Genomic DNA, 15,805 nt, shown 5'->3' with positions numbered 1-15,805 from the left:
ACTGAATATGAACACACAAACAGTAGATTTACTCGGCGTTGGTATTGGCCCTTTTAACTTGAGTATTGCAGCCTTAGCCAGCACAAAGCCTGATCTTTCAACGCTTTTTTTAGAACGTAAAAAGGCTTTTGCTTGGCATCCTGGGCTGCTACTAAATGATGCAAAAATGCAAACCTCCTACTTGAAGGATTTGGTGACAGGCATTGACCCCACCAATCCCTATAGTTTTTTAAATTACTTGGTAGAACAACAAAAGCTCTACCCCTTTATTGCCTCAGGCCAGTCGGTAATTTCACGCATCGAATTTTCCCATTACCTAAGCTGGGCAGCACACAGCTTAAATAATACTCGCTTTAATCAAGATGTTCAGTCGGTTGAGTTTAATGGCGACGTATTTACCGTTGAAACCAGTGAACACAGTTACCAAAGTAAACACTTAGTAGTTGGTACAGGCATGCAACCACAAGTACCTACTTTTTGTGAACCTCACATTAGCAATACCTGTTTTCATGCCAGCGAATTAGGCTTGAGAAAACCTAATTTAACGGGCAAACGTGTGGCAATTATTGGTGGAGGGCAAACCGGTGCCGATGTATTCCAGCACTTGTTCGACAAAACCTTCGGCGAAGTAGCAGATATAAACTGGATATCGCGCCGCTCAAATATTGAGGCATTAGATGAAAGCTGCTTTACCGATCAGTATTTTATGCCTGATTACGTGGATGGATTTTATCACCTAGCGCAAACTACCAAAAACAGTGAAGTGTCTCGCCAAAAACTCACCAGTGACGGAATTACAAACGACTGCTTACAAGGCATTTACCAGCGCCTTTATCACGACCGTTATGTACTACATAATCCAAACTGGTGGTCTATTCAGCCCAATCGAACACTGATTTCGCTGGCGCATAACGAAAATGGCTACAAATTACACTTGGAGCATGGTCTCACCCACGACAATACTCAAATCAACGCCGACGTAGTGATATTATGTACCGGTTACCGCCGTGCACTGCCGAGTTGTTTAACCAAACTAGCTTCGCAAATCCCTCTAAACTCACAAGGCTTGCCAGAGCTTTGTCCTGACTTTAGCGTGAAATGGCCAGCAGCTAACAACAACCGTATTTACATGGTGAATGCCGGCATTCATAGCCACGGTATTGCCGAGCCGCAACTCAGTTTAGCCACCTGGCGAGCTGCAAAAATTATTAACCATGCCAGCGGCAAAAACCTTTATGAAATAGACCAGCAAGAAGCCATTGTAGATTGGGGACTATCGAGCCCAGAAGTGCTCATTCAGCCAAAAGCAAAAGCCGCAGTTTAAAAGTAAAAAGCACGGCGTTTGCCGTGCTTTTATAACCCAAAGAACTTACCTAAACACCGCTAACTAAGCCTGAACGGCGAACAAACTTAAATAACGAGTCTGCATTATTGAACCATTTAGTGGAACAATGCTTTCCAGCCACTCGGCTTACTCTCTCATCACCTTCATGACAAAATTCACTCAACTTATAGCCACTTAGTTAGCGTCATCGCTCTCAAACACAGTGAAAACAGCGACAACGTGGTTAGCCCTAACAACTTTTAGATTGTGTTAATCACTAAAGCTAATAGCACCAAATATACTGGGTGCTCTGAGGAGATAACGATGAAAATACTATTCAATGTATATGCACTAATTCTCGCAAGTTTCGCTATTTTTTGTGCGGTATTAATGACGGAACCAGGTCAAACCATTGGCGTACCAAGAGACTTAGTGCTGCACTATTTCCGCTATATGCCTTATTACTGGACAGCACAAGCGTTCGCTTTAGCCCTACTTTGGTTGGTAAATAGTAAAGGGAAGTTTTGGAAACCAGTATGGATGGGGTTATCCACTGCAGGTGTAGCGCTTACTTTCTGGGCGCAGTCTTATGCAATGCCTACCGCTTTCCCTACTGAGCAGTTTAACGCACAGTACTTCTCAACCGAAGAAGCGGATATGTTCATTCCAGAAGAAGACTCACGGGTTTATGTGGTTGAGCTAAAAGGCGAAACCTTTATCTTCCCTCGCTACCACCTACAAGTACCGCATGTTGCTGGTTTTGAACAAGACGGTGTTGAGTACGCAGTAACCTATTGTGGATTATCTAACTTACCAATGGTAGTAGAAACAGACTACGGCTTGGGTAAATCTAACTTACAAGTATTAGGGCAAGTGCATAACAACCTAGTATTCAAAGACACTAATAACGGTACCGCGATTCAGCAAATTACTATGCAGTCTGAATTTACCGAACATCAAACTACGGTACACCCAAATACCCAAATGGAATGGGAAACGGCTAAAACCTTATACCCAGATGCGCAAGTATACGTTTATGGTATGGAGCGTTTACTAGACCAAGTATTGCTAGGCTTATTTGAGCAGCCACTTAAAGACCAACGTAACATTGATAACCCAGACTTTATCTTTGATACCTTGAATTTAGACGATACTCGAATCAACCCGAAACAAGAAATATTTGGATACGACAACGGCCAAGAGCAAATTGCAATTGACCCAAACTTTGCCCATGAAAATAATGGCTTCACTTTTGAGTTAGGTGGTGAAACCCTGCAGATATTTAGTGATGGCGAGATTGTTAAGTTGCTCAATGAACAAGGTGAACAAGTGGCTACCCATAACGGTGTTCACTACGGTATTTGGACACAGTTTTTTCCAAACACTGAGATACTGAGCTAAATCAATCTCAAACATTGCTTCAAGGCCGCTAATGCGGCCTTTTTTGCTTCAATCTATGGCTGTTAGTTTCAATGAGAAGCTTATTTCAAGCGCCGCTACCATTCACTCATCATAAACAAATTCACCAACAAAAGTGTTCTTGAATACATAGGATGGCTACGCTTTTAACTGCCTTTGTTTAGCTGAACTTAGCTAGCTTGTACATCTTCGCACCAATAAGAATGACTCGCGAGTATCCTATAGAGGGTATGGGGTTGGCGCGGGAATCATTCATTAAAGTATTAGCCTCGTTTATTTTGGCTTGGGTGGTAAAGAGCGTTCAAAAGAGCACGCCATCAATACCACGAGTTTGCTTAACATTATCCAGCCAGATGCCATCGCGCCAATGGCTTTGGCGATTCAACCTGGCTCTGAACTAGAGCGTGAAGTAGCGCGCGGTGAGTTTATATTGCCGACGCCTTTGCAAATTTTAGAAGAAGAAAAATACCTTTTAGAAAACTTAGCTGACTTCAATTGCTATTACTGGGGCGACCATGGCAATAACATTTCGCCAATGCGGGGGATGTTTCCCGGAGTACGCCAGCCTTTCTTAGATAAAGTGAATGACAACATTGCCTACAACCCTGTGACTAAGCAAAACATTATTCAAACCTTCGCGTGGTAGCAGTTTAACTGTCGATAAAAAACGCTTTGCCTAAGCAAAGCGTTTTTCGCTTAGCTGTGACTACGAATCACTGAGAGCACAAGTTAATATTGTTGATACAAGCCAAGTCCCTCTTCTGAAAAACTAATCACCTTAAAATCTTTATATGCTTGCCCTGGTTTAGCCATACCCGGTGAATGTTGTGGCATCCCCGGAGCAGCCAAGCCTTTTATGTTAGCTGGGCGCTCTTTTAGTAAACGGGCAATATCCGCTTCTGGTACATGCCCTTCAATCAAATACCCGTCTATTACCGCGCTGTGGCAAGATTGTAACTGCGCCGGCATTGCGTACTGTTTTTTAATAGGTGTCCAATCACCTTGATGGTGAACGTTTACGGTATACCCTTTCTGTTCCATAATCGCAGCCCATTCTTTACAGCATCCGCAAGTAGGCGATTTATAGAGTTCGATAGTTGTTGCAGCAAATAGTGCATTGCTAAAAAGCAATGCCAGCACCAGGCTGAGGTTTCTAGTTAATCTCATCATTAGTTCTCTTGTTCTTTATTAGTTAAGGTTAGCTGATTGTTTAAAGCATTTAGGGTTACGGCTTGCTTAGGCGTTACAAAGCTAACTGCTTGGGTATCGAGGGGAGCAATTTTTAAAGCTTGCGGTTCACCTAACAGACTCACATCAAGCAATAGTTCACTAAAGGTGTCATTTTTAATCACCAATTGATGGGACGTATTAGGCAACAAATGAACTTGGCTAGGCTTAGCCCCTTCGGCAACATTCCACTCGATCAGCGTCATCTCTTTTAGAGCCTGCAGATAATCGCTCAACGAAACGCGTTGTTGCGCGTTCAACGCTCGGGCTAACAACTGCATAGTGGGCTCATTCTCTAAAGCTTGATTGAGTTGTTGCAAACTAGCCCCGCGAATATTGCCTCCCACATTGCCAGCACCATTTGCGTACTTACCATGGCAAGCAGAGCAACCATAGCCTCCTACCGTTTGGTATAGATGTTCGTCAGCTATCGCCGTTAGACAAAACGATACAAGTAGCACTAGTAGGTGCTTTGTGTTGATGGGTTTATACCCTCTAGCCAATGCCTGAATTAGCCTTGAGCTAATCACAAAAATTGTCATATCTATTCCGATTTATTATTTAAAAGATCCCAATAGGGATAGCCACAACACCGCGTTGGTGATGTGTTTAAAAACAACAAAACTTATAGAATCGGAGGGCGGTAGAGCGAGTCGGTAATTATTGAGGGAGCGTGTTGTTGCTCCAAATGTAGCACCGAGCGAGTACTGGCTAACTCGGTAACATGTAAAGCGGTAGTGATAGTTAAGGGCGGAACAACACATGCAGCACCGCAGCAATGGGTGCTATTAGGTATGGTGTACGATGTCGAACTATCACCCAGCCGAATGTCAAAGCCTTTGAGAAGACTAGTATGGCAGTCCACCATTGAATGATGAGAAAGGGTCGAGGATTCAAGTTGTTGCTGAGAGCTATGCGCAGGCATAAAGGACATTTCAAGCATTGCTGCGTTCGCACTTAAGCCGCTTAGCAAAAATGCCAGCAAACTAAAGTAACTTAGCCAAGTTTGAATACTGCGCGTAAACATAGCACCACGTTATTGATTGAATCTACGCGACGATACCCACTCACCTATACAATTGCAAGCTAAGCGACTCAACTCTGCAAACGGGTAACAGAGTGTAATAAGAGCCGTTTACCAACACCACTTTTATTAATCTATTTGCGTCAGTTTCTTCTTGTCAAATTACTGCCACAACTTCTCATGAAAATAGAAAGCCACTGTGTTTATCGCTGGTTCAATAAGGGCAATCACACCACCAATTAAAGCGCTTCCGGTTAAGGTATAGGTCACCGAGAACGCCACACTAAAAAGTAAAATGGCAAAACTGATAGTTTTAAGAAACTCTTGAGATAACTGCATAAGGACTCCCGTAAAGAAAGAGCCAACTTAGCGGGAATTTGACTCAACAGGCAGTAACTTACGGTAACTTGATATTAGGCGGGCTTAACAGTAAGCAACTCACCATTACGCCGCAACGAAGTTCATTTAAGAGATAACATCACCTGAAGGTTTTACATTTTTAAAGCTACCGCTAGGATTACTGGCCTTATCAAACCTAAACACATTCTTATCTACCTCTCGGTGAATAGTGATATCAATGTAAGTGGTTTGATTGGCACCACACACTTCGTCTATGGCTAAACCTTCTGAACGAAACTGTGTATTGCAGTAAAAAGAGAAGCCTTTGTTTGGCCTTGCCATCACTTGCAAACCAAAGCAGTTATCTTTGATTTGCGACATTTTGTCGGCATCAATGTAATACACCAAACTATGAGTTGCGGTGTTCATTTGCTTATCAACAAAAAAGCCCTCGGGCAGTTGGTGAGGCTTATAACCTTTGCCTGCCAGAAGCAAAATATCATAATCTTCATTTTGAATATGCTCGCCATTTTGGTCACGTACTCTCACCACCAACATGCAATACTTACCAATAAGCTGCTTTTTACCGATAGGCACTTTGGCCTGTTCAGATTGAGTCAGCAGCTTCATCTCTTGGCTTCGCTGAGAATAATCCGCAGCTGAGTTTACTGTTAAACATGCAAGAACTTGGTCTACCACAATATAGTGGTTTGCGGTGTTGGCTTTGTTTGCCAAAATACCCATTTTGGTACCCGAGTGGCTAAACTCACTTAACACGCCAATAGGCACGGCAGCGGGTCGACGAATTGGTTCAATGTCACTGGGTTTTAAGCGGTAAGCTTTGCCCGCCACCCCATTAATCAGCTCTTCTGATTGCTCCAATGCTAAATATCGGTAATTCATATTAGCGCCAGCTACCCTTACAACGCCATCAGATCCTGATTCAACCAGATAGCCATTTAAAAAATCATAGAATTTGCTATCAATTCCTTGGCCAGATAACACAAAAGGATAGAAGCTGTTATTGGCGTAATCATAAGCCATACCGTTTTCATTAAGCTGCCATTGCCCTTGGCTACCCAAACAAAGCCAATCAAGTATTCGCTGACCAGGTTCAACGCCAGCAAACCAAGATTTAATTCGCCCTACCCGCTGCTTACCTAAAGCCGCCAGAGTAGAGCCATGATTTGCCGGCGCCAACATTACTAAATGCTGCAATGGTAATGTGGCGAGTCCCGCAGAGCCGTAATACTTATCAACCCAGGCACGTACAACAGGCCCCCCGGTAGAATGAGTAATGCATGAGAAAGGTTGAATCTGGTCTTGATTACCAGGAAGATCTTTTAAGGCTTGTTCCATAGCGCGAGCAATATCATCCATCGACACTTCATCATGAAAGCTGATGTATTTACCCAAATAGATGTGGTCTATATCGATGCTAAGGCCTACCGAAGCAGACTTAGCCACTAAGGACTGCGGCAACTCCCCGTAGGTAGAAGTATTGGTTACGCTCCAACCATGCACAAAAATCAGCTTCATTTTATTACTTCCATGTAATTAGTAGATTTATTTCAGTACTTTACAATAAAAAGTCAGATGTTAAACAATAGTTAACAAATAGCAACGATAGTTTTGTTATCGTTAATAATGAGCTTAAGAAGAAACCTGACGTTTCGCGATATTAGCTTGTCAGCAAAGCCAATATTTGCCGATTTGGCTGTAGCAGATAATGAACAGTGACGAGCAGGCTAAACCACAAAAACATAGCCAATAGACTAAGGTTGGCGCAAGCTGACAACCAGTTGTTGGATAGCTTTAGGGGCAGGTTTAACAAAATATTGAATCACAAATGCGCTGGAAAAGTTAATCACCATCCCTAAAGCGCCGATACCCTCTGGTGATATTCCCCAAAGCCAGCCATCGGCGTTGTTAGCAGGAGAATTCAGGTACTTAAAATATACAATGTAACCAAGGGTAAATAACATTCCGCTAAGCATGCCTGCGATAGCGGCTTGTCGACTCATTTTACGGACAAAAATGCCTAAGATGATTGCCGGAAACAACGAACTCGCCGCCAAACCAAAAGCAATAGCAACCACTTCAGCCACAAGCGCAGGGGGATTAGCACCAAAATAGCCGGCAGCAATAATCGCTAAAACCGCACTTATTCGCGCCCACTTTAGCTCTTGTTGGTCACTCAGATTTTTGTTCAGCGTTTGCTTAAGTATGTCGTGAGAAATTGAGCTAGAAATCACCAGCAATAAACCTGCAGCGGTAGACAACGCGGCTGCTAAGCCACCGGCCGCCACTAGGGCGACCACCCAGTTAGGTAGCTGGGCTAATTCGGGGGAAGCTAACACTATAATATCGGGATTAATACCAATCTCATTTCGCTGGTCGCCTGAATAAAACAACCGTCCATCACCGTTGTTGTCGCTCCACTCTACTAAGCCGGCTTGCTGCCAATTACGCAACCAGGCAGGGCTTTGCTCTTCAGTAACACCCTGCATATTTGCGCCATTAATTGATTCAATAATATTCACTTTGGCAAAAGCGGCCACAGCAGGTGCAGCGGTATACAAAATAGCGATAAACACCAAAGCGTAAGCCACCGATAAACGGGTATCTTTTACTTTCGCAACGGTTTGAAAGCGAATAATAATATGCGGCAGGCCCGCTGTTCCCATCATCAATGCAGCGGTAATAAAGAACTTATCGGCTAAACTTCGTGCGCCATTGGTGAAAGAGTTAAAACCTAGCTGTTGTGACAAACCATCTAAGCGGTCTAATAAATACACCTCAGAACTGCCACTTAAACTGGCTCCGAGGCCTATTTGTGGGAATACTTGCCCGGTAAGCGCGAACGAGGTAAAAATAGCCGGCACTAAAAAGGCAAAAATTAATACGCAATATTGTGCCACTTGCGTATAGGTGATGCCTTTCATTCCTCCCCATACTGCGTAAACAAACACTATAGCCATGCCTAACATGACACCAAGGTTTACATTTACATCAAGAAATCGAGCAAACACTACGCCTACGCCGCGCATTTGGCCTGCAACATAGATAAAGCTAATAAACACCGTACAGGTTACAGCCAATAAACGCGCCGATTGTGAGTAATAGCGCTCGCCAATAAAGTCTGCCACGGTTACCTGACCAAAGCGCTTTAAATACGGGGCTAAACATAAAGCGAGCAACACATATCCGCCGGTCCAGCCCATGAGATAAACCGCCGCGTCGTAGCCTAAAAAAGAAATCAGTCCAGCCAAAGAAATAAAAGAAGCAGCCGACATCCAATTAGCAGCACTAGCGAGGCCATTTGTAAGAGGATGAATTTGTGCATTGGCGAGATAAAAGTCGTGGGTAGTCTTGGCCTTAGCCCATACAGCAATAATCATATACAGAGTAAAGCTAGAAGCGATAAATATCGATGTCCAAGTTTGAATATCCATTTAATGCAGCGCTACTTTTTTAAAAGATAGTGCTAGTTGCCCACTGAACAAATCTGTCACAAAAACCCAAAGGTTAAATAATTGTTACATATCAACTTAGGTGTTTATTAAGTGCTTGAAACTTAGACTTTGGTATAGATGAGTGACTCAATAGTGATAAACCCAGCTCTCAATTTAATTGAAGCTATAACAACATGAAATACAAAGAGTAAAGACCAAGGGTTAAAAAGCTATCCTTTAGTCTAACGAGGATAATTCAAGCGGATACAAACGTAGGACACATAGGAAAAGACAAAAAAAGAGCTCTTGCAAAGCAAGAGCCAATGGAAACGTGCTTTTTGGAAACCTTCAACACTACTCCCCTCGATGTAGTGCTCGCCGACCAAAGCTAGAAGGTTCAAGCTACCAATCTAAATTAGCATGTTAATTTGGAAGGTCAACCTTAAATTTTACAATTCATTAACTTTATGTGAACAAGCTAACATGCTGAAGAAACGAACCATTTTTCGATCTCTTTTAAGGTTTCAAACGTACTTTACTTAATAACAACTCATGTTTTTTAGAAAAAATTTTTGAATATACCGAATTTTGAACAATCTGATTTTATCTGACCGCGTGGCAACAATTGATGACTTTAACTTTGCAAAAAAATGCTTATTTTTTATAAATTTATTTTGACCATGGTATAAGCTTATTTTAGCGCTTCATGAAATCTTTTGTTTCCAAATTCTATCTTTTATAGAGATAGCTTGTTTTAGGAGGCCTAGGCCATGAGTATTTTTGACCACTATCAACAGCGTTATGAGCAAGCTCAAGAAGAAGAGTTATCTCTCGATCAATTTTTAACACTTTGTAAAGAACAACCTAGCACTTATGCCAGTGCCGCCGAACGCTTGTTGTTGGCCATTGGCGAACCAGAAATGGTCGATACTTCTAAAGACCCCCGCTTAAGCCGACTATTTTCCAACCGTGTTATTGCCCGCTACCCAGCCTTTAAAGAGTTTTATGGTATGGAAGACAGTATCGAGCAAATTGTGTCTTACTTAAAACACTCCTCTCAAGGCCTAGAAGAGCGTAAGCAGATATTGTATTTACTTGGCCCAGTGGGCGGGGGTAAATCATCTTTAGCCGAAAAACTTAAAGCGCTAATGCAGCTAGTACCTATATACCGCATTAAAGGCTCACCTGTTAATGACCACCCATTTTGCCTATTCGACGCCAATGAAGATGGCCACATACTCGAAAAAGAATATGGTATTAGTAAGCGCCACCTCAGGACCATTATGTCGCCTTGGGCCGCTAAACGCTTGCAAGAGTATGGCGGGGACATTACCAAGTTTAAAGTGGTTAAGTGTTACCCATCAATACTGAATCAAATAGCTGTCGCGAAAACTGAACCTGGTGATGAAAATAACCAAGATATCTCATCCTTAGTGGGTAAAGTTGATATTCGCCAGTTAGAGCATTTCGCTCAAAATGACCCCGATGCCTACAGCTACTCTGGCGCGTTATGTAGGGCCAACCAAGGTTTGATGGAGTTTGTGGAGATGTTTAAAGCCCCGATTAAGGTGCTACATCCGCTACTTACCGCCACTCAAGAGGGTAACTTCAACGGCACCGAAGGTTTATCAGCCATTCCATTTGAAGGTATTATTTTGGCCCACTCTAACGAATCTGAGTGGCAAACCTTTAGAAATAACAAAAATAACGAAGCCTTTTTAGACCGCGTTTACATTGTAAAAGTGCCCTACTGTTTACGAGTAAGCGAAGAAATAAACATCTATCAGAAGCTACTAGATAATAGCGAACTAAACACAGCAAAATGTGCGCCTAGCACCTTAGAACTTCTCGCTCAATTCTCTGTGTTATCTCGGCTCAAAGACCCTGAAAACTCAAGTATCTACTCTAAGATGCGGGTTTACGACGGTGAAACCTTAAAAGATACCGATCCTAAAGCGAAGTCTTATCAGGAATACCGAGACTTTGCCGGAGTAAACGAGGGCATGGAAGGCTTGTCTACACGCTTTGCTTTCAAGATTTTATCCCGAGTGTTTAACTTTGATACCACCGAAGTCGCCGCCAATGCGGTGCATCTCTTCTACGTATTAGAGCAACAAATTGAACGCGAACAGTACAGCCAAGAAGTATCAGACCGCTACTTAGAGCACCTCAAAGGCTACTTAATTCCTAAGTATGTAGACTTTATAGGCAAGGAAATTCAAACCGCTTATTTAGAATCTTACTCCGAATATGGGCAGAACATCTTCGATCGTTACGTAATCTACGCTGATTTTTGGATTCAAGATCAAGAGTATCGAGACCCAGATACAGGTCAACTATTTGACCGTGCAGCCTTAAATGCTGAGCTGGAAAAAATAGAGAAGCCAGCAGGTATCAGCAATCCCAAAGACTTCCGTAACGAGATAGTCAACTTTGTGCTCCGCGCTCGCGCCGGAAACGAAGGCGAAAATCCAAACTGGAGCAGTTACGAAAAACTTCGCACCGTGATTGAGAAAAAGATGTTCTCAAATACTGAAGATCTATTACCGGTTATTTCATTTAATACCAAAACCTCTGCCGACGACCAACAAAAACACGACGATTTTGTGTCTCGCATGATGGAAAAAGGCTATACCCGTAAACAAGTTCGTTTGTTATCGGAATGGTATTTACGCGTTCGTAAATCTTCATAGATTTGTTGGAGGGCGCCTATGGCTCATTTTATCGATCGACGTTTAAACGGTAAGAACAAAAGCGCGGTTAACCGCCAGCGCTTTATTCGCCGCTATAAAAGCCAAATCAAACGCGCCGTAAACGACGCGGTTAATCAGCGTAGTATTCAAGATTTGGAAAACAGCGAAAGCATTAGCATTCCGCAAAAAGACATTACCGAGCCGTTTTTTCATCAGGGCGAAGGCGGACATCGCCAACGTACCCTACCCGGTAATGACCAATTTGGCACCGGCGACAAAATAGAACGGCCGCCTCAAGGAGAAGGCGGCGGAGGCCCTGGTGATGGCGATGCTAGTGACCAAGGCGAAGGGTCTGAAGAATTTCAATTCAACATTTCAAAAGATGAATATCTAGACATTCTGTTTGACGATTTAGAACTACCTAACCTGCAGGAAACCGACGTAGACAGTATTGTTGAATACCGTACTGCGCGTGCTGGCTTTACTAACGATGGTGTGCCAGCCAACATTAATATTGTGCGTTCTTTGCAAAACTCTTTAGCGCGGCGTATGGCCATGGGTGGCGATAAACGCAAGCGTTTACGGGCATTAGAGACTCAGCTTGAAGAGAATAAACAGGACTCACACGTTCCTCACAGCGAAATTGAAGCGATAAAAGCCGAAATAACTGAGCTAAAAAGAAAACTCAAGAATATCCCATTTATAGATACCTTTGATTTGAAGTTTAATAACTTTGCCAAACATCCTGTGCCCAGCAGCCAAGCGGTCATGTTTTGCTTAATGGATGTATCAGGCTCGATGGATCAAGCGACTAAAGATATCGCTAAACGTTTCTATTTATTACTGTATTTGTTCTTAACCCGCAGCTACGAAAAAATTGACGTTGTATTCATTCGCCACCACACTCAAGCTAAAGAAGTAGACGAACACGAATTCTTCTATTCCCAAGAAACGGGCGGAACCATTGTATCCAGTGCGCTCAACTTAATGGATAAAATCGTTGAAGAGCGTTACCCCAAAAACCAATGGAATATTTATGCCGCGCAAGCGTCAGACGGCGATAATTGGGCTGACGACTCCCCAAAATGTCGCGCCTTGTTAGAAAAAACCTTACTTCCGCTAAGCCGTCACTACGCATATATAGAAATCACCAGCCGAGCCCACCAAAGCTTATGGCACGAATACGAACAACTCAGTGAAATTTTCCCCAACTTCTCTATTCGTCATGTGAAAAATGCTGAAGAAATTCTGCCGACCTTTAGAGACCTCTTCAAAAAAACCACTGCGTGAGGCCCACATGAGCAAAACAAAAATGTTGCCCGATGGACCAGACTGGACCTTTGAAATGTTAGAGCTATACCATCAAGAAATTGAAAAGGTAGCTCAGCATTACCAGTTAGATACCTACCCCAACCAAATTGAGGTGATAACTGCAGAGCAAATGATGGACGCTTACTCCAGTGTAGGTATGCCAATTGGTTATCATCACTGGTCCTACGGCAAAAAGTTTATTCAAACGGAGCAAACCTATAAACGCGGTCAAATGGGCTTGGCCTACGAAATAGTGATTAACTCAGATCCATGTATTGCCTATTTAATGGAGGAAAACACCATGCCGATGCAGGCATTGGTGATTGCCCACGCTTGTTTCGGCCACAACAGTTTCTTTAAAAACAATTACTTATTTAAAACATGGACTGATGCCAGTTCAATTATTGATTACCTAGTATTTGCTAAAAACTATATCAGCAAGTGTGAGGCTCGCCACGGTGTGCAAGCGGTTGAAGATCTGCTCGATTCTTGCCATTCCTTAATGAACTACGGTGTCGATCGCTACAAGCGCCCTTCCCCTATTTCTATGGAAGAAGAAAAATCCCGACAAGATTCGCGAGCTGAGTACCTACAAAGCCAAATTAACGAGCTATGGAAAACCATTCCCACTAAAGAAAACCCAGATGTAGAACAGCGCGAACGCTTTCCTGCATCGCCTGAGGAAAACATTCTTTATTTCATCGAAAAACACGCTCCTTTGCTTGAGACGTGGCAACGCGAAGTCGTACGTATTGTGCGTAAAATTAGTCAATACTTTTATCCGCAGAAACAAACTCAAGTCATGAATGAAGGCTGGGCCACCTTTTGGCATTACACCATTACTAACCATATGTTCGACCATGGACAAGTAAGCGAGCGTTTTATTCTGGAGATTTTGCATAGCCATACCAGCGTGGTGATGCAGCCTGCTTATAACAGTCCATACTTTAATGGCATCAATCCTTACGCATTAGGGTTTGCCATGATGACTGATATTCGTCGAATTTGTGAAAATCCGACCGATGAAGACCGACAATGGTTTCCTGATATTGCCGGTAGTGATTGGTTAAAAACCTTACATTTCGCCATGCAAAACTTTAAGGATGAGAGTTTTATTAGTCAGTTTTTATCCCCTAAAGTCATTCGCGATTTAAAGCTATTTACGCTTGATGACAACGAAAGCAAACCTTATCTTAAAGTGAAAGCGATTCATGATGACCATGGCTATCAACAAGTAAGAGAGGCGTTAAGCGCGCAATACAACCTAAGTAACATTGAACCCAATATTCAGGTACACAATGTTAATTTACGAGGCGATCGTTCGTTAACACTTCGTTATGTTCCCCACCAAAACATTCCCCTAGGTAAAAGCAAAGAAGAGGTAATAAAGCACCTCCACCGCTTATGGGGCTTTGATGTGATACTAGAACAAGTGGATGACAACGGCAGCATACAAGAGCTAGCTCGTTGCCCTAAGCCCGAATAGTTGCATTGTGACTCAGCCAATAAAAAAGCCACCCTAGGGTGGCTTTTACTTCAACTAAACATTGTCATTATACACCACGATTAAAACAAGGCTTTGTTAATGGCTAAGTGACACACAATAGAAGCTGCATAACCAATTGCAATTACCGGCGCCCAACGTAAGTGGCTAATAAAGGTATAGTGACCACGAGCTTGCCCCATTAATGCCACACCCGCTGCAGAACCAATAGATAGCATACTGCCGCCAACACCAGCCGTTAAGGTCACTAGCAACCACTGGCCTAAAGACATGCTAGGCTCCATAGTCAACACTGCAAACATCACTGGAATGTTATCAACAATGGCACTTAATACCCCTACCGCAATATTGGCGTAGGTAGGATCCCAGTTCAGGTACATCATATTAGAGGCCATTTCTAGGTAACCAATAAAACCTAAGCCTCCCACACAAATAACAACACCATAAAAGAACAGCAAGGTGTCCCATTCGGCACGCGCAACCCGGTTAAAGATATCGAAAGGCACCACGCTACCTAGGGCTTTTAAACGAGCATCATCGCGGTGAGAAATCGCGTTTACTGCTTTTTTGTGTAAGCTGCTAGCCAATGTTGTACGTAGGAAATAACCAAAGAACTGCAAATAACCTAAGCCCATCATCATGCCCATCACTGGCGGCATATGGAACAAACTGTGCCCCATAACAGCGGTAGCAATAGTAACTAGGAATAAACCCACAATACGGCGTGCACCACGTTTTAACTCAACCGTTTCGTTTTCAGCCTCAACTCTTTCTGCAGAAACAAAAAACGACATAATGAAAGCAGGCACTACAAAGTTAACAAAAGACGGAACCAGCAAATCAAAGAACTGACCAAAAGTAACTAAACCTTTTTGCCAAACCATTAAGGTAGTGATATCACCAAACGGACTAAAGGCTCCGCCGGCATTAGCACCTACCACAATGTTAATACAAGCCAAGTTAATAAAGCGGCTGTTACCGTGAGCCACCTTGGTGACAACTGCACACATTAACAAGGCTGTAGTGAGGTTATCGGCGACCGGAGAAATCACAAACGCGAGGCAACCAGTAAGCCAGAACAATTTTCTATAGCTGAGTTTTTTGCTCACAAGCCAAGCCCGTAAGGCATCAAACAAACGGCGCTCTTCCATGGCATTGATGTAGGTCATCGCCACTAGTAAGAACAACATTAACTCAGAAAATTCGAGAAGATTATGCCTGAAGGCCGCGGTAACCAGCTCTTCTTGGCCAGACCCCCGGTAATAAATGGCAATCAAAAACCAAATTAAGCCAGCGGCCACTAGTACTGGTTTAGATTTTCTTAAATGAATCACTTCTTCGCTCATAACCAGTAGATAGGCAAAAGCAAAAATAACCAAGGCGGTATAACCCACCCAAGAGTTCACTAAGTTGAGTCCTTCAGAGGCATAACTGGCGGAAGAGAATAACAACAATAGTAAGGACAACAATATACGCATCAATTCCCACTCCTTAGGCGAATGCTGATTT

At 43.0% G+C, this 15,805-nt stretch carries 13 protein-coding genes; 6 read left to right on the top strand and 7 right to left on the bottom strand.

All coding sequences use genetic code 11. The features are described 5' to 3' along the window. Positions 1–7 precede the first annotated feature (7 nt). The 3 genes from ACLD71_RS14815 to ACLD71_RS14805 all read left to right on the top strand — a co-directional run bounded on the left by ACLD71_RS14815 (position 8) and on the right by ACLD71_RS14805 (position 3,389). Positions 8–1,324, top strand: a complete 1,317-nt coding sequence (locus tag ACLD71_RS14815) for a lysine N(6)-hydroxylase/L-ornithine N(5)-oxygenase family protein (protein ID WP_411991178.1) — start codon at positions 8–10, stop codon at positions 1,322–1,324. A gap of 324 nt (positions 1,325–1,648) precedes the next feature. Continuing rightward, positions 1,649–2,725 carry a DUF3179 domain-containing (seleno)protein gene (locus ACLD71_RS14810; protein ID WP_411991177.1) on the top strand — a complete coding sequence of 359 codons (1,077 nt, stop codon included), beginning with the start codon at positions 1,649–1,651 and terminating at the stop codon, positions 2,723–2,725. Between the two features lie 301 nt (positions 2,726–3,026). Continuing rightward, positions 3,027–3,389, top strand: coding sequence for a hypothetical protein (locus tag ACLD71_RS14805; protein WP_411991176.1), 363 nt, complete (start codon positions 3,027–3,029; stop codon positions 3,387–3,389). 83 nt (positions 3,390–3,472) lie between these two features. Here ACLD71_RS14805 and ACLD71_RS14800 read toward each other — a convergent pair whose 3' ends face one another. The 6 genes from ACLD71_RS14800 to ACLD71_RS14775 all read right to left on the bottom strand — a co-directional run bounded on the left by ACLD71_RS14800 (position 3,473) and on the right by ACLD71_RS14775 (position 8,788). Beyond that, positions 3,473–3,913 carry a DUF411 domain-containing protein gene (locus tag ACLD71_RS14800; RefSeq protein ID WP_411991175.1) on the bottom strand — a complete coding sequence of 147 codons (441 nt, stop codon included), beginning with the start codon at positions 3,911–3,913 and terminating at the stop codon, positions 3,473–3,475. Continuing rightward, positions 3,913–4,512 carry a c-type cytochrome gene (locus tag ACLD71_RS14795; protein WP_411991174.1) on the bottom strand — a complete coding sequence of 200 codons (600 nt, stop codon included), beginning with the start codon at positions 4,510–4,512 and terminating at the stop codon, positions 3,913–3,915. Before ACLD71_RS14795 ends, ACLD71_RS14800 begins: the two co-directional genes overlap by 1 nt. Before the next feature lie 83 nt (positions 4,513–4,595). Continuing rightward, on the bottom strand, positions 4,596–4,997 hold the full coding sequence (locus ACLD71_RS14790) for a hypothetical protein (RefSeq protein WP_137673069.1): 402 nt from the start codon (positions 4,995–4,997) through the stop codon (positions 4,596–4,598). Positions 4,998–5,156: 159 nt separating this feature from the next. Further along, on the bottom strand, positions 5,157–5,333 hold the full coding sequence (locus tag ACLD71_RS14785) for a DUF2061 domain-containing protein (protein ID WP_411991173.1): 177 nt from the start codon (positions 5,331–5,333) through the stop codon (positions 5,157–5,159). 126 nt (positions 5,334–5,459) lie between these two features. Next, a complete protein-coding gene (locus ACLD71_RS14780) occupies positions 5,460–6,872 on the bottom strand; it encodes an esterase/lipase family protein (RefSeq protein ID WP_411991172.1) in 1,413 nt (470 codons plus the stop codon). 236 nt (positions 6,873–7,108) lie between these two features. Next, entirely contained in the window at positions 7,109–8,788 is a 1,680-nt protein-coding gene (locus ACLD71_RS14775) for a sodium:solute symporter family protein (protein ID WP_411991171.1), read from the bottom strand. 770 nt (positions 8,789–9,558) lie between these two features. On the opposite strand from ACLD71_RS14775, the gene ACLD71_RS14770 reads away from it, so the two are divergent. Genes ACLD71_RS14770 through ACLD71_RS14760 form a run of 3 tightly spaced genes read left to right on the top strand, consistent with a single transcriptional unit; the run spans position 9,559 to position 14,278 of the window. Continuing rightward, on the top strand, positions 9,559–11,481 hold the full coding sequence (locus tag ACLD71_RS14770; protein ID WP_137673072.1) for a PrkA family serine protein kinase: 1,923 nt from the start codon (positions 9,559–9,561) through the stop codon (positions 11,479–11,481). A gap of 18 nt (positions 11,482–11,499) precedes the next feature. Continuing rightward, positions 11,500–12,771, top strand: coding sequence for a YeaH/YhbH family protein (locus ACLD71_RS14765; protein WP_411991170.1), 1,272 nt, complete (start codon positions 11,500–11,502; stop codon positions 12,769–12,771). Between the two features lie 7 nt (positions 12,772–12,778). Continuing rightward, entirely contained in the window at positions 12,779–14,278 is a 1,500-nt protein-coding gene (locus ACLD71_RS14760; protein ID WP_411991169.1) for a SpoVR family protein, read from the top strand. An 80-nt stretch (positions 14,279–14,358) separates the two neighbouring features. Here the strand turns inward: ACLD71_RS14760 and nhaD are convergent, their stop codons facing one another. Beyond that, the gene (gene nhaD, locus ACLD71_RS14755) at positions 14,359–15,774 is read right to left on the bottom strand and encodes a sodium:proton antiporter NhaD (RefSeq protein WP_137673075.1); all 1,416 of its coding nucleotides are present in this window, start codon (positions 15,772–15,774) and stop codon (positions 14,359–14,361) included. Between the last annotated feature and the right edge of the window lie 31 nt (positions 15,775–15,805).

This window comes from Agarivorans sp. DSG3-1 (assembly GCF_046774965.1).
In the GTDB taxonomy this organism is placed as follows: domain Bacteria; phylum Pseudomonadota; class Gammaproteobacteria; order Enterobacterales; family Celerinatantimonadaceae; genus Agarivorans.
The sequence above is the reverse complement of the archived record's forward strand: the minus strand, read 5'-3'. Positions and strand labels throughout refer to the sequence as shown.